Here is a 16,572-nt window from a genome sequence, read left to right as displayed (position 1 = left end):
GCCTCGCACGGCACTGCGCCGCCACCGGGCACGAGGTCACCGCCCCTGGCCCGGACGCCGGAAAAGGAACGCCGGGCCTGATCGAGCACATGCAAGAACACGTCAGTCACACAACGAAAGAGGAGCATTCATGACCGCGCTGCTGGTCGCACACCTGAAGGTCAAGTCACTGGACTGGGTCGAGGAGTACTCGGCGAACGTCGGACCCATCGCTCACCGGCACGGGGGACACTTCCTGGGCGTCTCGGACTCGCCTCCCAACGGGATCGAGCTCGTCGAGGGCGAGACGCTGCCGGTTCCGGACGCGATGGTCGTGGTGTCCTTCCCGACGAGGGAAGCGCTCGACAGCTTCATGGCCGACCCGGAGTACGCACCCCATCGCAAAGCGCGTGTCGAGGGCACCGACAGCAATCTCTGGGCCTTCGAGAACAACGATGACGCCCCGCACTTCATCGGCCAGTAAGAACGCCGGCAACCTCGCCGGAAGGTGGCCACGATGCCCGCCTGATCCCGAGGGTCGAAGGGACCGGGCCTCGTCGTGACCGCGGGCACCGGGTCGATCGGGGACTTGAACCTTTGAAAGCCATCAGCACATGGAGGTCGAACCTATGACGGACACGGCATCACACCTGGACGAGCGGCTGCGGCGACCGTCGGGCATCCGGTCCCTGACGCTCGGCGACACGAAGCTGAGCTACGTACCGGACGGCACGGCCCTGCTCGATGCCCGCGTCTGCCTGCCGGACGCCACCGAGGAGTTCTGGGCACAGCACCCCGAATACCTCGACGAGGCCGGGCACCTGGTGGCCGGCGTCGGAGGACTGCTCGTGGAACGCGACGGCCGCGCCCTGCTGATCGACGCCGGGTTCGGCCCGCAGACCATCGAGCCGCCGCTGAGCCCCGTCGGCACGCTCAGCGGCGGCGCACTGCTGGACAACCTCGCCAAGCTCGGACGCACCCCCGCGCAGATCGAGGCCGTCGCGTTCACCCACCTGCACCCCGACCACATCGGATGGGCCTACCACCCCGCCCCGGGCGGTGACCTGCCCGCCTTCACCAGCGCCGACTACGTGATCACCGACCCCGAGTGGACCCACCCTCCCCGCCCCGAAGACAGTGGCTTGACCAGCGAGATCCTCGACACGCTGCGACCGCGGGTGCGCACCGTGACCGACGGAGAGGAGATCTTCCCCGGCGTCCGCGTCATGCTCATGCCGGGCCACAGCGCCGGGCACACCGGCTACGTGATCAGTGCGGGCGGGAAACGGGTGGTCGTCTTCGGTGACGTCTTCCACTCCCCCGTCCAGATCGGTAACCCGGAACTCGCGTTCTCCTTCGACCACGACCGCGGACAGAACGAGAGCTTCCGTCGCACCCTGATCACCGAGCTGACCCAGCCCGACACCATCGGATTCGGCCAGCACTTCGCCGACGTGGTCTTCGGCCGAGTCCACTCCGACGGGGACCGACCAGCCTGGCGCCCGGTCGACGCCTGAGCCAGGACCCGCCTGCCGCCTACGATCCCACGGCCGGCCGCCCAGGCGCGGCAAGGAGTTCGGCCCGGCCAGGCCCGAGTCATGGCCAGAGCCGTCCGTGGTCACGGCGAATGACACACCCCCGTTAGCTCGTCCTTAGGTGAACGCCCCGAGAGGCACCTCCGGGTTCGGTTGTCCTCACGCACGACGCCCGGCCGGACCTTCGACGCGTCTGCTGGACGTATGGACTTCGACAGGCGTATGGCGATTGCGGCAGGACTCGGGGCAGCGGGGGCGTCCGTGGTGGGGGCGAGCCGGGCGGCCGGGGTGATGGGAAGCGGTGCGGCACCGGTGGTCATCACCGTGCAGGGTGAGTCCCCGATGCGGACGAACATCCCGGTGGCCCGGGACCGACGTGCCTCGCGGGGGCGGTACCTGGCGCTGCTGACGGCAGAGGAGGCGCCGGGTGGGAGCGGCTGGTTCGCCGCGTACCGCGTTCGTGCGCCCGAGGGCGGGGTGTACGCGCTGACCGCCGTCGCCACGGCTCCCGTCGAGACGCCGCACACGGAGGCGGCCGGCTCGTACCTGCGACTGCGCGTGAACGACGGGCCGTTCACCGAGGTCTCGCGCTCGCAGCCGTACTGGTACGAGTCGCGGCCCGCCTGGGGGGACCTGTCCGTGCTGGAGCTCGGTGAGGTCGAGTTGCGAGGCGGCGAGAACACGGTCACCCTTCGCGTCACCGAGCCGGTCGTGCTCGACGACACCACGGCGTACATGCTCTCCCTCGACCGTTTCACGCTCACCCTGCGGCGACGCCCGGCCGGGCAGCCCGTCCCGCGTGAGGTGTCGGTCCCCGTCCACCGCCACGGCGACCCCGCCCCGCCGCTGCGCGTGCGGTTCGATGGCCGCGCCACCCGCTCGCGCCACGTGCGCTACACGGTCACCGACCACCACGGGCAGCGTGTCGCCGCCGGGCGGGTGACCGTGCGCGCGGGGGACACGACGGCGACCGTGCGGCTTCCCCGGCTGCCACCCGGGCACTACCGGGTCGAGGTCGAGGGGGTCGGTGGGCGGTTCGCGTGCCTTCCGCAGCGGCCTCCCGTCATCGGTGCCGCGAGCCGGTTCGGGGTCAATCTGTGGGTGTCCTCCCTGGTGCCGCCGTCCCGGATCGACGAATTCGCCCGCGCGCTAGGGCAGATGGGCGCGGGCTGGGTGCGCGACGGCCAGTCCTGGCCCGCCGCCGAGCCGAAGCCCGGCGCGTACGACACCGCGCGCCACGACCGCGTGACCCGCGCCTTGGGCGCGCACGGACTGGCGGTCCTCGACGTGGTCTCGCCCGCACCGGAGTGGGCGATGACCGAGGCGTCGCTGCCGCTCCCGGCGGACCTGCGGCACGCCTACCGCTACGCCCGCCGCCTGGCGCAGGCCGCCCCGGACGCCCTCCAGCTTTCCAACGAACCCGACGTCGACACCACGCGCAGCACCGGCGACGCCCACGCCGCGTTCGTCAAGGCCGCCGCGCTCGGCATCAGGGACGCGGCCGAGGACACCGCAGGGCAGCCGCCTCTCGTCGTATTGCCCGGCATCGCGCAGAGCGGCACCTTCCAGGACCTGATGCTCGACAACGACGTCGTACGGTACGCCGACGCCTGGGCCTTCCACGGCTACCCGGACCCCGCCGAGCAGGATGACCCGCAGTTCCCGGGCGCGGCGGCCGAACAGCACGAACTGGCCCGCCGGTACGGGGCGTCCGGCATGCCGCTGTGGATGACCGAGTGCGGTGCCTTCCTCGACGCCCGCCCGCGCCTCGACCTGACGCCCGCCCAGGAAGTCGTACAGGCGCGGTACCTCGTCCGTTCCATGGTGGAGGGGCTGGCCGCCGGAAACGCGCGGCAGTTCTGGTTCGCGGGGCCTCCGCTCCACGACGACGGCGTGTACTTCGGCCTGTTCGACCGGGACTTCCAGCCCCTGCCCGCGTACGCCGCCTTCGCGGCCCTCACCTCGCTGCTCGGCGAGGCCCACTTCGTCGGGACCGCGCCCCGACTGCCCACCGACGTCTCCGGGTTCGTCTTCGACAGCGGGCGCGGCGAGCGGGTCACCGTCCTGTGGGCGCCGAGGTCGGTGCGGTTCGACCTGCCGGGGGCCGCGTACGACATGATGGGCCGCCGGATCGTCACGGGCACCTCCTCACCCGACCCGGTGTACGTCGTCGTACCGGCCGCTGCGTCACCGGCACCCGCCGTCCACAGGACGCCGCGCCGCCCCCTCTCCCCCGCCGAGCACATCGTCCTCAGCCAGCGCTACTCGGCGCGCGACGCCGCCCCCGGCAAGGACAACGGCGACGCCCCGCCCCCGCTGGGCTACCGTCTCAGCCGTCGTACGCGCATGACGGTCGACGTCTACAACTTCACCGGCTCGGCGCGGCACGTGACGCTCACTCCCCGCCCGGCGCCCGGCTGGTCGGTCCGGCCGCGGAGGGAGGCCTGTGCCCGTGTGCCCGCCCAGGGTCGTACGGGCGTCGGCTTCACGGTCACGGCCGACCGTTCCGTGCCCCGCCGGACCGACCACCGGCTGGCGTTCACCGCAGCCCTCGACGACGGCAGCGAGGTGCCCGCATCGGTGGCGCTGGTTCACGTGAAGTAACGCCCTCCCGTCCCGAGCGACCTCAACCGATCCGGCCGGGGTTTCGCTACTGCGGGATGTCGATCAGGAAGGAAGGCGCCCGGCTCGGGAAGGATGTGGCGTGCGGCGGTGCCCGCCGAACAGCGCATGCTGATCACCCGGCTGATCGAGAGCGCCGAGGAACAGCTGCTCCAGCTGCGCGGGATACAGACCGGGCCGACCCCGACGTCGCCCGGCAGCTTCTGCGCGACCTCCGCCGCAGCGCCGACCTGATGGAGAACGCCGCCCGGCTGATGATGCTGGACCGCGACCCGGACATGACCGCCCTGGCGGGGCGGCCGGTACAGCTGCTGTGGCCCCCTCAAAGACCGGCGGTTCCGGGGGCCGGGCCCGGACGTGGTCATGGACGGAGGCGGGCGAGCAAACCTTCGAAGTAGCTTCGGTGCACGGCGGTCAGGTCCACCTGCTCGGGGTCCAGCAGCCACAGCAGGTGCGCCCCCTCGATGAAGGCGGCCGCCTCCGCCGCCAGGACGGCCGGGTCCAGGTCCGCACGGGCCGAACCGTCGGCCACGGCACGCGTGAACAGGGAGACCAAGTGGTTCCGCAGCGCCCGGCCGCGGTCCCGGAACCAGGTGTGGAGCACGGAGCCGGGCTCCAGGTTCTCCGCGGTGAGGGTGGTGTGCAGGGCTGCGAGTTCGCGTTCGGCAGTGGCGGTGTGCTCGGCGTCCCGGAGGAACCAGTCGAACGCCTGGTCCAGGGTGGGTTCGTCGCCCGTCGTGGCGGAGAGCCGTTCCAAGGCGCGCCGGTCGGCCTCCTCCAGGACGGCTTGGACGAGTCGGTCCTTGCTGCCGAAGTGATGGATGAGCGCGGAGGGGGTGACGCCGGCGCGCTCGGCGATCGCAGCCACTCCGGTTCCGCGCACCCCCTGCCGTGCGAACAGCTCGATCGCGGCGTCGACCATGGCGCGGCGCCGCTCCACGCCCCGCTTCTGCACCTGTCCCTTGACTCCGGCCATGGGGATCAGGGTGCCCGCACGGGTGGGCGCCGTCCAACTCTTGGTTCCGGTTCCGGAAAAAGCCGGTGCGGTGCCGGACCTCCAGCCATTATCTTGAATGACCATGCAGGAAAATGAACTCACGAACAGCCGCTGGAGCCGGGAGCGGACCGTCCGCGCATACGATCTCGAACTGTGGGCGGAGGACTTCGGCGACCCCAGCCACCCGGCGGTATTGCTGGTGATGGGCGCGCAGGCCCAGGGCATCCAGTGGAACGACGGCTTCGTCGAGCGCCTGGTCGACGGGGGCCGCCGCGTCATCCGTTACGACCACCGCGACACCGGACGCTCCTCCACCGTCGACTTCGCCGCCCGGCCGTACACGGTCGCCGACATGGCCTCCGACGCGCTCGCCGTCCTGGACGCGTTCGGGGCTGAACGAGCCCATCTGGTGGGCGCGTCCCTCGGCGGCGTCATCGCCCAGCGTCTGGCCGTCACACACGCGCACCGGGTGCTGACCCTGACGAGCCTCTCGTCCCAGCCCCTCGGCACGGACACATCGGGGGCGGTGCGGCGCGCCATGGCCGGAGCTCCCCCGCTCCCCGGCGAACTGCCGCCGCCCTCAGCCGAGTTGCTGGCCGCCCTCGTCTCGTCCTTTCCCGAGCCCGACGCGGACGTGGAGGAGTACCTCGCCATCCGGCTGCCGCTGTGGCGGGTGCTGCACGGCCCGGTGCTGCCCTTCCACGAGGACGAGTACCGCGCGATGGAGCGGCGAGTGTACGAGCGGGCGCGCGATCCCCGGGCCTCGCTCAATCACACGTTCGCCGGGGCCGCCGGCACGGGGTCCACGGGGGAGCTGACCTCCGTCACCGTACCGACGCTGGTGCTGCACGGCAGCGAGGACCCGATGTTCCCACCCGCGCACGCCGAGGCCACCGCCGCGGCCATTCCCGGCGCCCGCCTGGTCATGATCGAGGGCATGGGCCACACCCTTCCCACGGCACTGGACGACCGCCTGGCCGATGAGATCCTGCGCCACACGGAGGGCCTCTAGGGTCCGTCTTCAACGCTCGCCCTGCCCCGCACCGACCCCGGCCCGCACCTTGGCACCGGCCACCGGCCCACCGGCCCGCGGCCGCCGTACCCGCTGATCGACGACCGGGACTCCTTCGGCTGTTCCCCGCGCAGCGGGCTACCCGAGCCGATGTTCAGCGGCGGCGCTCACCCCGCTGTCGCCGGCTGCTTCGCCGACGGCGGTGACACCGGGTCGCCGCACCCCGCCCCGGGGGACGTGCCGCCCAGCCCTGGGATCAGCACCGCCGCCACCGCCAGGTGCATCAGAGCGAGGGAGACCCGGGTGGCGCCGTCCATGCCGTCGCCGATGAACGGCAGGAAGGACACGGCCAGTACGGCGCCGGCCGCCCCGGCCCAGATGGTGCGGGCGCGCCGCACCCCGAACCGTTCCAGGGCGGCCAGCAGTCCCCAGCCGGAGAGCGACGCGAGCAGTGCGGCGACCGCCACGGGCACGGCGCCGATGTCGAGCGTCTGTTTGCCGTCGACGATCCGCAGCCGGTGCCCCAGCAGTGGGTCCGCGATCAGCCACACCAGGACGGGGGCCAGGAAGGCCAGGGCCGTAACACCCAAACGCCTTCTCCGCGCGCTCACTCGGCGCCCCCCGAGAGTGCCCCGTGCAGGAAGACCTCCACCAACTCCTGCGGGGTCAGGTCGGGCTCGTCCCCCGTGCGCGGCTGGGTGAAGAGCAGCCCGAAGAAGAGGGCCGCGATCTGCTCGGGCGGCCGGCGCAGGGCGGCCTTCTCGGGCTCCAGCAGCTCCGCGAGGGCCGCGCGGATACGGGTCGTCGACTCGTCGCGACCCGCGCCGCGTACCGTGCCGGGGTGCTTGCCGCCGCGATGCCCGAGCGAGCCGAGGATCGCGCCCATCCTGGACATGTGTGCCTGCAGTGCCTCGGCCGCCTCCGCGAGCCGGTCGGGCAGCGGCCGGGATACGTCGATCGCGTCGAGCTCGCGGACCGCGTGCTCGGGGGAGAGCGCCTCGGCGATGCAGGCCTGCAGCAGCTCGTCCTTGTCGGCGAAGACCCGGAAGATCGTGCCCTCGCCGATGCCCGCGGCGCGGGCGATCTTCGCGGTCGTCACCGCGGCGCCGTATTCGGCGATCAGCGGGATCGCGGTCTGGATGATCATCGCGCGCCGCTCCTCCGGTGACATACCGGGGGCACGGCGGCGTGTGGTCTGGTTCTCCTTCGGGGCTGTCATGACTACGAGCATACGGAGTGAGGACTCACTCCGTCAATGAGTGAGTCCTCACTCCGCACCTTCTCCCCCTACTCGCTGCTTGCCGGTGGCAGTCCGCCAAGGCCATCCCCCGAGAAGACCGATCGGCGACGGCGCCGGCTCAGACGCGGTTGCGAGAAGACCGCCACTTCGTACGAAGCGGCGGTCACCCTCGCGGCGTTCCTGCTCTGGGCAGGATCCGTTCGAAGACGGACCCTAGTCCAGCGGCAGCACCCGGTAGGTCAGGCTGTAGGCGTAGTCGGTCCCGTTGACGATCTTGGCGAGGTTGGTCGTGCCGACCCGGCTGTCGTTGAGCTCGAAGACGCCCAGCTTGTCGTCCGGGTCGATGATGTCGGGGTCCTGCTCCCACAGTTCGAGGGAAAGGATCGTGCCGCCCTCGAAGATGAACCGCTCGGGATCCACTCCGCTGTAGTCGACCGTGCCCCGTTCACGGCAGACCGACGTGGGGATCGCGACACCGCCGTCGAGTTTGATGTACACCTCGTCCTCGCCGCTCTCCGAAATGTTGGTGCAGCGCAGGGTCAGCAGTTGGACCTTGTACAGCTCCCCGGGCACAGGCGGCTGAGCGGCGGCGGCCGCCGGGACCGTCAGAGTGAGCACGGCCGCGAGACCCGCGGCCCCGGTGACGAGGCGACGGAGCGTTGTCGATCGCATCTGGTTTCCTTCCCCGTAGTGAATCAGTGGTCACGTCGTGGGCCGCACGGCCACTCGGCCCGCTGCCCCGACGTGGCAACACCTTCGCCCGTCCGCACACCGCGGCACAGAGCAGTCGACTACTCCATCGAGGCGAGGCCCTACTCCGTACCGGCCTGCCTTCCGGACGAACGAGCGGTCGCTTTCGGCCAACCGGGTGCCGCTCCGGCCGCTTCGACGGCCGGCGTGCCAGACTGCGGACCGCACGCCGTGGGCGAACCATCCGGCTGGGGGGCCGGATCGCCCCGGCGCCCGAGGGGGGACCCACGGTGGGCACGGGTATGGGGAGCGGCCGCCTGCATTTCGCCGGCCGGGACACGGAGCTGGCGGAGCTCCGCCGCGCGCTGCGCCGACCGGCCTGCAAAGCAGTGATGATCACAGGAGAGCACGGGGTGGGCAAGAGCCGCCTCGCCGAGGAGTTCTCGACCTGGGCGGGCGGTCGCGGCGGCCACCGTGTCGTACGCGTCCAGGCGACGCACAGCGCCCGGGCGCTGCCACTGTCGGCGCTGGCGCCGCTGCTGCCCTCGGACGTCTACGCGGAGGAACCGGCGGAGTTCTTCCGCCGGGTACGGCAGCGGATGGCCGCGCACCGCGCGTCCGCCACCACCCGCACCGTCCTGGTCGTCGACGACATCCAGCTGCTCGATCCCGCGTCACTGGCGCTGATCGCACTGCTGCTGGCGGACTCCTCGCTCTTCCTGGCCGTGACCCTCCCCGACGGCGCCGACTGGCCGGACGTGCTGCAGACCCTGTGGCGGGAGGACGCCTTGCACCACATCCCGCTGTCGGCGCTGGGTGAGGAAGAGAGCGCCCGGCTGCTGACCACCACGATGGGCGGGCCGGTCGCCGCATCCGCCCTGCGGGCCCTGTGGGAGGCCAGCGGCGGCAACGCGCTGTGCCTGAGGGAGCTGCTGCGAAGCGCCCTCGCCGACGGGCGGCTGAGCCCCGTGCACGGGGTGTGGTGCCTCACCCGGCCGCTCGCCGCGGTGCTGCCGGACGCCCTGCTCGACGTACGGCTCCGGGAACTGGCCGGCCCGCAGCGGACCCTGATGGAACTCCTCGCGGTGTGCGGGCCGATCGGGTTGCGGGACGGCCTGGCATACGTCGATGCGGACGCTCTGGCCGCACTGGAGCGGCAGCAACTCGTCGAATCTCGCCTCGACGGGCGCCGCGAACAGCTCACCCTCGCCCACCCGATGCACACACGGGTGCTGCGCGCCGGCATCACCCGACTTCGGGCCCGGACCCTGCTGCTGGACCAGGTCGGCCGGGTACGCGGGTACGGCGCCCGGCGCGCCGACGACCCCCTCGCTCTGGCGCGCTGGGAACTGGAGGCCACCGGCACCGCCGATCCCGCCCTGCTGGTGCGTGCCGCGGCGCAGGCCCTGCACGCGGATGACGTGGACACCATGTGCCGGCTCGCACGCGCCGCGCTGGTACACGGTCCCAACACCCGGGCCGGTCTGATGCTCGGCGAGGCCCTGGGACAGCGGGGCGAGTTCGGCGAAGGGATCACCGTCCTGGAAGACGCCTTCGCCGCGGCCAGGGAGCCGTACCTGCACACCGCCGCCCTGACCCTGGCCGTCCACCACTTCTACGGGCCCGGCAACATGACCCGCGCGCTGGCCGTACTCGACGAGGCCGGGCGTCGGGGCGGTCCGTGCGCCGAGATGGCCGGCTGGGAGGCCACCCTGCTGACCTCGGCGGGGCGGACCGCGCGGGCCCGCACCGTGCTCGAACCGTGGCTGCCGCTGTCGGACGGGGCCGAGCCGTCCGACTCCCATGTGCTGCTGCTCCAAGCCCGGATGAGGGTGGAAATGTCCTCGGGGCGGCCCGAGGACGCTGTCCGCAGCGGCCGCGCGGCCCACGCCGCGCACCGCGTGCTGGCGGACCGGTCGGCGGTCTTCTATCCGGCGCGCAGCCTCTACCTCGTCGCGGCGTCCCTGCTGGAGGCGGGGCGGTTCGATGAGGCGGAGCGGGCCGCGTCCGAGGGGCTCGAGGGACTGCTGCGCTCACCCGTGCCCGCGCTGGTCGTCTGGTTCGGCTGGGTGCGGGGACGGATCGCGCTCGACCGGGGACGGTGTGCGGAGGCGGCCGCCCATTTCCGTGAGGCCCGGGCGCAAGCCCATCTGTGCGGACACAGGTTCGCCGAGCAGCGTGCGCTCGCCGGGCTGGTGCTGGCCGAAGCATACGTCGGTCGCAGCGCCCCGGAGACAGCCGGACTCGCCTCCCGCTCCACCGATCCGCACTCCCCGCTCGCTCAGGCCGACACGCTGCGCGCCCAGGCCTGGTCGTTGCGGTGCCGGGGGCGACGCCACGAGGCGGCAGCCGCCCTGCGCGCCGGGGCCGAAGCGGCACGGGCGGAAGGGGAGTTCGCCGGCGCTTTGACGCTTGAACACGATCTGCTCCGCTGGGGCGACCGGGACGCGGCCCCTCGCGTACGCGAACTGGCCGAGGACGCCCAAGGGTCCTACGCGGCGGCTCGTGCCGCCCATGCGGGTGCGGTGGCCGACCGTGACCCGGACGCGCTGGTGGCCGTGGCCGACGCGTGGACGGCGATGGGCGCGTTGCTCCTCGCTGCCGAAAGCCTCGCCGGAGCGGCCGAACTGTGGCGCGCATCGGGCGGCGCGGCCCAGGAGGGGGCCCGTCGGCGGGCCACAGCCCGCGCCCACTCGTTGCGACGGCAGTGCGATGACGCGGCGACCCCTGCGCTGGCGGTCCTCTCGACGGCGGCGGAACTCAGTCCGCGCGAACGGGAGATCGCGCAACTGGCGGCCCATGGGCACACCAGCAGGGAGATCGCCGACCAGTGCGGTCTGTCGGTACGGACGGTCGACAACGCGCTCGGCCGGGTCTACCGCAAGCTCGGCATCCACGACAGGGGAGGTCTGGGGCGGGTATGGGCGCTCTGACGGCGTCGACGGCGGCGGGCGGTGCGGTGCCGGGCCGGTCGGTCGGCAAGGCGGCCGGCTACCGCGGACTCACCAGCTGAGCCGCCGACGTCAAAAATGTCTCGGCCACGATCCCCAGCCTCTGGCCCAGCCCCGATGGCGGGCAACAACCAAGCACGATTGCTTCCCTGCACTTTCGTGCCGCCGCACCAGCGCACCGCGCCGACGGCAACATTCCCGCGGTGAGTCGGGAACCTCCGGACACCCGACGGCGTTCGTGTCACTGACGGCCGGACTCGCCGAGCCGTCGGCTCACAGTTCCCAACTGCTGTTTTCCTACGACGACTTGACCGGGGGGCGAGAGGCGTGCAGCAGCACCGCGCACACCCCACGCGCCCGGCCGCCGTCGTGCTCTCCGCGCTGCTCGCGGTCCTGACCTTCCTCCTGCCGTTGTCGGCCAAGTCGGCGTCGGCCGCCCGCCCGTTCTCGACGGGCACGCCCGCGACCGCGTCCGCGCAGGCGCCCGCGACCGCCGACGCGCAGCGACCCGTCACCGTGGCGCACCCCGTACTCGGGCACGCCGACGCCGTGCCGTACCCGTTCCACGGCTTCCTGGGGCCTGGCGCCGGGGACGCGGCACCGCACCGCGCCGTAGGCGGCCCCGCCGTGGCCGTGGCGGTCGCGGCCGCAGGGTCCGGCCGCGGCGCCCACGCGTATCGTCCGCGCGGCCCGCCGTCCCGATGGAGCACCGAAGTCCGTATCGACGCCTGACCGTTCGCCTCCGCGCCCGGGGCAGACGTCGATTCCGTCTGCCTGCCCATCGTGGAGAACTCATGTCTCGCGCGCCCATGTGGCGGGCGATCGTCGCCCTAGGTGTGATCGCCGCCTCGCTCTTCTTCGCTCTCACCCAGTCCGCCCGCCTCGGCCTCGACCTGCGCGGCGGCACTCAGATCGTCCTGGAGGCCAAGGACTCACCCGTCGGCCGAGCCGATGCCGAATCGACCCAGCGGGCCCTGGAGGTGCTCCGTCAACGGGTCGACGCGCTCGGCGTGTCCGAGCCGAGCCTGTACCGGTCCGGACAGCAGCGGATCTTCGTCGAGCTGCCCGGTGTGCAGGACCCGCGCGAGGCCGCCGAAGTCATCGGCCGCACCGCGCAGTTGACCGTCCACCCGGTGCAGGGCGTGACGGACAAGCAGGACGCGAGCAAGGGGAAACCGGCCGAGGACGGCTCGCGCACCCTGGCCGACCCCGACCAGAAGGGGGCGTTCCTCAAGCTCGGGCCCACCGCCCTCACCGGCGAGGGCGTCAAGGACGCCGAAGCGGTGCTCGACCAGCAGACGATGTCGGGCTGGATGGTCAACCTCAGCTTCCGCGGCCAGGCGGGCAAGGACTGGGCACGGGTCACCGGGGCGGCGGCCTGTGCCCCGCAGGGCGCCCCCGAGCGGCGCGTCGCCATCGTCCTGGACGGCAAGGTCCTCTCGGCGCCCGGCGTCGACGCGGATGTGGCGTGCGAGGTCGGCATCTCCGGCGGCTCCACGCAGATCACCGGCGACTTCGGCCGGGAAGAGGCCCGCGAGCTGGCCGCGCTCGTCAAGGGCGGTGCGCTGCCGGTGCCCGTGGAGGTCGTGGAGCAGCGCACCGTCGGCCCCACGCTCGGTGCCGACGCCATCGCCGCCAGCACCCAGGCCGCGATCATCGGGCTCGCCCTGACCGGGCTGTTCATCCTCGTCGTCTACCGGCTGCTCGGTGCCCTGGCCACCATCGCGCTCGCGCTGTACGGACTGATCTCCTACGCCGCACTGGTCGCCCTGGGCGCGACCCTGACACTGCCCGGACTCGCCGGTTTCGTCCTGGCGATCGGCATGGCGGTGGACGCGAACGTTCTGGTCTTCGAGCGTGCCCGCGAGGAATATCTGGGAGCCCGCGCCCTGAAGTCGGGTCCGTCGCACCTGGACAAGCCGCTGCGCACCGGCTTCGCCAAGACCTGGAGCGCGGTCGTCGACTCGAACGTGACCACGCTGCTCGCGGCCGGGCTGCTCTTCTTCTTCGCCACCGGCCCCGTCAAGGGCTTCGGCGTCACGCTCTCCATCGGTGTCCTCGTCTCGATGATCTCGGCCCTGGTGATCACCCGGGTCCTCGCCGACTTCGCGATCCGGCGCCGCTTCGTGCGCGAGCGGCCCGGCCTGACCGGGATCACCTCCACCGGCCGGGTGCGTGCCTGGCTCGCGCACCGCAAACCCCGCCTGGTGCACCACCGGCGCCGCTGGCTCGGCGTCAGTGCGCTGCTGATCGTGGTCGCCGTCGTCGGAATCGGTCTGCGCGGCCTGGACTTCGGGGTGGAGTTCACCGGCGGGCGCCTGGTGGAGTACAGCACCAGCAGGCCCATGGACGTGGACGCGGCGCGGGCGGCGGTCACGGACGCCGGGTTCCCGCGCGCGGTGGTGCAGGAGTCGGGGGACGGAGACATCTCGGTACGCACCGGGGAGCTGAGCAACGACCAGCAGCACACGATCAAGACGGCGCTGGCGAAGGAGGGCGGCGAGGTCACCGTCGAGCGGGACGAGCTGATCGGGCCGAGCCTCGGCGCGGAACTGCGCCGGCACGCGCTCATCGCGCTCGGCATCGCCGTCGCGGCCCAGCTGATCTACCTCAGCGTGCGGTTCCGGTGGACGTTCGCCACCGCTGCGGTAGCGGCCATGGTGCACGACGTGCTGCTCGTGGTGGGCCTGTTCGCCTGGCTCGGCAAGCCCGTCGACAGCGTCTTCCTGGCGGCCCTGCTCACGGTCATCGGGTACTCCGTCAATGACACCGTCGTCGTCTTCGACCGGGTGCGCGAGGCGCGCCGCCGCGATCCGGCGGCGGAGCTGGAGACCACCGCGAACCAGGCGGTCATCCAGACGTTGCCGCGCACGGTGAACACCGGTATGGGCGCGCTGTTCATCCTGGCAGCCCTGGCCGTGCTCGGCGGTGACTCGCTCGCGGACTTCTCCGTCGCGCTGATCGCCGGCGTGGTGATCGGTATGGCGTCGACGGTGTTCACCGCCGTGCCGATCGCCGTGCAGCTCGAGGGCAGCCACCCGGCGCCTCCGGTGCGCCCCGAGCGCAGCCGGGACAGCGGGGCGCGCAGTCCGCTGGAGCGGCACGGGCGGGCGCGGGATTCGGGCGCTGTGGTGTGAGGGCGCGCCAAGGCTCGCGGAGAAGTCGCGGATGGCGCAGGGAAGACGCACGTATCCGGAGGGCGGCCACGGCGGGTGGCGGCTCCGGTTGCGAGGTCGGCCACCGACGATGCGCGTCGTGCGGACGATCAGAAGCCGCGCATCGATCCCGACGTGGATGATCCGAGTCGGCCGGTGGTACGCGAGCGCGATCGTCGGCGTTTCGGCCAATCACCTTCGTTCGCCATCCTCTTGCGGGGGCCGGGTCCATGCATCCTCCACGCGCCGCGACCCGCTCTATCTCGGGATTCCAGGGTCGACCGAAATACATGTGTTCGATATCCCCGCCGGGTCGTTGAGTGTCACGACCGCACTGGACGACCGTCAGGGGGACCCACGTTGACCTCGGCCGCTACGAACGCACAGCAGGCCACCGCGCCTCCTCCGCCACCGCCGGCGGAGATCACCTACAACGGGCAGTACTCCGTCAATCCGCTCGCTGAGGTCTCCTTCCGGCGGATGTGCGCTCAGATCCCGGCCGTCCTGGGACGCATCGCGCGGTTGTCGTGGCGGACCGACCGGCGTGCCGTGCAGCTGCTGCTGGGCTGCCAGGTGGTCACGGGCGTTTCAGCCGCCGTGGTGCTGGCCGCCACCGCCCGCGCCATGGCACCGGTCCTCGGGGACGGCACTGCCGGCGAGCGGCTGCGCGGCGCTCTTCCGGCGCTGGTGGTGGTGGCGCTCGCTGCCGCGCTGGGGCGCTCGGCGGGTGCGGTGGCCACGTACGCCGAACGGCGGATCACTCCACGGCTGACGACGGAGACGGACTCCGCGCTGGTCGAGGCGGTGTGCCGGGTGGAGGCGTCGGCCTACGCGCAGGACGGCTTCTCGGATCGGCACGAGGCGGCCGAGATGGGAGTGATCCGCACGCACGTCATGGTCACCGACGCTCAGCGGTTCCTGTCCGCGCTGATCCGCATGGTCACCGCCGGCGGCGTGCTGACGGTGCTGAACCCGCTGGTGCTGCCGCCCCTCCTGCTCGCGGTGCTGCCGGCCGGCGTCGGCGCCGTGCTGACCGCCCGGGTCGACTACGAGATCCACTACGCCAACATCGCCGAACGCAACGTGCGCGGCATGATGCGCTGGTGGGCGACCGAGTCGAAGTACGGCGACGAGGTCCGTGCCAATTCGATGACGGATTACATCATCTACTGGTACCGGGCCCTGTCCGACCGGTGCGACCGGCGCACCCTGGCCGCCGCCCCGCGCACCCTGCGGATCGCCCTGCTCTCCGCGCTGGCCGGCGGCGTCTTCCTCGTCGCGACCTGGGGCGCGCTGGCATGGCTGGCGGTGTCCGGCCGGATCGAACTCGCGGTCGCGGCCACGGCGGTCATCGCCGTGCAGACCACACTCGCCGCGCTGTCCCAGGTGGTCATCAACGGCGCCGCGGTCTTCCACACCAGCTTGTACCTCAGCGACATGCAGGCCTTCCTCGACGACGCCGCCGCCCGCGCCCCCAAGCGCGGCCCCCACGCACACGCCGCACCGACCGAGGAGATCCGACTCGAGGAGGTCGTCTACCAGTACCCGGGCAAGGACAAGCCCGCCGTGGAGGGTGTCTCCCTGGCCCTGCGGCGCGGCCAGATCCTCGCGATCGTCGGCGCGAACGGTTCGGGGAAGTCGACGCTCACCCGGCTGCTGACCGGGATCTACCTGCCGGACAAGGGTCGGGTCACGTGGAACGGCACCGACCTCGCCGAGGTGGACCCCGCCACGGTGTGGGCGAACACCGGCCTGGTACCGCAGATCTTCGCGCAGTGGCCGCTGCGGGTCCGCGAGAACGTCACGCTCGGCCAGCCTCGCACCCACGACGACACCCCCGTGTGGGAGGCCGTCGACGCGGTCGGTCTGCGCGAGGCCGTCGAGGACCTCCCCGCAGGCCTGGACACCCTGCTGGCCCGCGACGTCTTCGGCGGTTCGGAGCTCTCCGGCGGGCAGTGGCAGCGCGTGGCGTGTTCGAGGGCCCTGTACCGGCGCCCGGGGCTGCTGATCCTGGACGAGCCCACCTCCCAGATGGACCCGCGTGGCGAGCACCAGATCTTCGAGCAGATCAAGGCCATCGCGGCGGACCGCATCACGATCGTGGTCACGCACCGCCTGGAGAACACCAAGATCGCCGACCACATCGTCGTGATGGAGCACGGCCGGATCACCGAACAGGGACGGTACGAAGACCTCGTCCACGCCGGCGGAACCTTCGCCGAACTCCTGGAACTCTCCCAGGACCGCTGATCCGCCCCGCCCCCGTCCCGCCCCCGGCGGGACGGGCCCCATCACTTCGGACAGACCCAAGCTGCGCCCATCGACCGGCATGCTGGTAACGTCGCGCTCTTCGCCGGTGTCGGCCGCGCGGAGCCCCCTGGTAGGTCCCGG

Annotated in this window: 13 protein-coding genes; 9 read left to right on the top strand and 4 right to left on the bottom strand. The window is 72.1% G+C overall.

The window, feature by feature from the left end; translation table 11 throughout:
- Positions 1-130: 130 nt before the first annotated feature.
- From ALMP_RS36795 to ALMP_RS36780, 4 genes are all read left to right on the top strand, one after another.
- Entirely contained in the window at positions 131-463 is a 333-nt protein-coding gene (locus tag ALMP_RS36795; protein WP_264936290.1) for a DUF1330 domain-containing protein, read from the top strand.
- A gap of 145 nt (positions 464-608) precedes the next feature.
- Complete coding sequence (locus tag ALMP_RS36790; protein ID WP_264936288.1) at positions 609-1,496, top strand: MBL fold metallo-hydrolase; 888 nt, start codon at positions 609-611, stop codon at positions 1,494-1,496.
- Between the two features lie 360 nt (positions 1,497-1,856).
- On the top strand, positions 1,857-4,118 hold the full coding sequence (locus ALMP_RS36785) for a carboxypeptidase-like regulatory domain-containing protein (RefSeq protein ID WP_264936287.1): 2,262 nt from the start codon (positions 1,857-1,859) through the stop codon (positions 4,116-4,118).
- Positions 4,119-4,226: 108 nt separating this feature from the next.
- The gene (locus ALMP_RS36780; RefSeq protein ID WP_264936286.1) at positions 4,227-4,370 is read left to right on the top strand and encodes a hypothetical protein; all 144 of its coding nucleotides are present in this window, start codon (positions 4,227-4,229) and stop codon (positions 4,368-4,370) included.
- Positions 4,371-4,497: 127 nt separating this feature from the next.
- Here ALMP_RS36780 and ALMP_RS36775 read toward each other — a convergent pair whose 3' ends face one another.
- Positions 4,498-5,112, bottom strand: a complete 615-nt coding sequence (locus tag ALMP_RS36775) for a TetR/AcrR family transcriptional regulator (protein WP_264936285.1) — start codon at positions 5,110-5,112, stop codon at positions 4,498-4,500.
- Positions 5,113-5,209: 97 nt separating this feature from the next.
- Here ALMP_RS36775 and ALMP_RS36770 point away from each other — a divergent pair, with 97 nt between their 5' ends.
- Positions 5,210-6,145 carry an alpha/beta fold hydrolase gene (locus ALMP_RS36770; RefSeq protein WP_264936283.1) on the top strand — a complete coding sequence of 312 codons (936 nt, stop codon included), beginning with the start codon at positions 5,210-5,212 and terminating at the stop codon, positions 6,143-6,145.
- Positions 6,146-6,312: 167 nt separating this feature from the next.
- Here the strand turns inward: ALMP_RS36770 and ALMP_RS36765 are convergent, their stop codons facing one another.
- From ALMP_RS36765 to ALMP_RS36755, 3 genes are all read right to left on the bottom strand, one after another.
- Positions 6,313-6,735 (bottom strand): DUF6069 family protein, encoded by a 423-nt coding sequence (locus tag ALMP_RS36765; RefSeq protein ID WP_264936281.1) that lies wholly within the window; start codon positions 6,733-6,735, stop codon positions 6,313-6,315.
- A 17-nt stretch (positions 6,736-6,752) separates the two neighbouring features.
- Entirely contained in the window at positions 6,753-7,364 is a 612-nt protein-coding gene (locus tag ALMP_RS36760; protein ID WP_264936278.1) for a TetR/AcrR family transcriptional regulator, read from the bottom strand.
- 234 nt (positions 7,365-7,598) lie between these two features.
- Complete coding sequence (locus ALMP_RS36755; protein WP_264936275.1) at positions 7,599-8,057, bottom strand: hypothetical protein; 459 nt, start codon at positions 8,055-8,057, stop codon at positions 7,599-7,601.
- A 320-nt stretch (positions 8,058-8,377) separates the two neighbouring features.
- On the opposite strand from ALMP_RS36755, the gene ALMP_RS36750 reads away from it, so the two are divergent.
- The 4 genes from ALMP_RS36750 to ALMP_RS36735 all read left to right on the top strand — a co-directional run bounded on the left by ALMP_RS36750 (position 8,378) and on the right by ALMP_RS36735 (position 16,431).
- A complete protein-coding gene (locus tag ALMP_RS36750) occupies positions 8,378-11,008 on the top strand; it encodes a LuxR family transcriptional regulator (protein ID WP_264936273.1) in 2,631 nt (876 codons plus the stop codon).
- Positions 11,009-11,353: 345 nt separating this feature from the next.
- Entirely contained in the window at positions 11,354-11,758 is a 405-nt protein-coding gene (locus ALMP_RS36745) for a hypothetical protein (RefSeq protein WP_264936270.1), read from the top strand.
- 62 nt (positions 11,759-11,820) lie between these two features.
- Positions 11,821-14,163 carry a protein translocase subunit SecD gene (gene secD, locus ALMP_RS36740; protein ID WP_264936267.1) on the top strand — a complete coding sequence of 781 codons (2,343 nt, stop codon included), beginning with the start codon at positions 11,821-11,823 and terminating at the stop codon, positions 14,161-14,163.
- A gap of 378 nt (positions 14,164-14,541) precedes the next feature.
- Positions 14,542-16,431, top strand: coding sequence for an ABC transporter ATP-binding protein (locus tag ALMP_RS36735; protein ID WP_264936265.1), 1,890 nt, complete (start codon positions 14,542-14,544; stop codon positions 16,429-16,431).
- Positions 16,432-16,572: the final 141 nt, after the last annotated feature.

Origin of the sequence: Streptomyces sp. A012304, from assembly GCF_026008495.1 — a bacterium.
GTDB lineage: Bacteria > Actinomycetota > Actinomycetes > Streptomycetales > Streptomycetaceae > Streptomyces.
The sequence above is the reverse complement of the archived record's forward strand: the minus strand, read 5'-3'. Positions and strand labels throughout refer to the sequence as shown.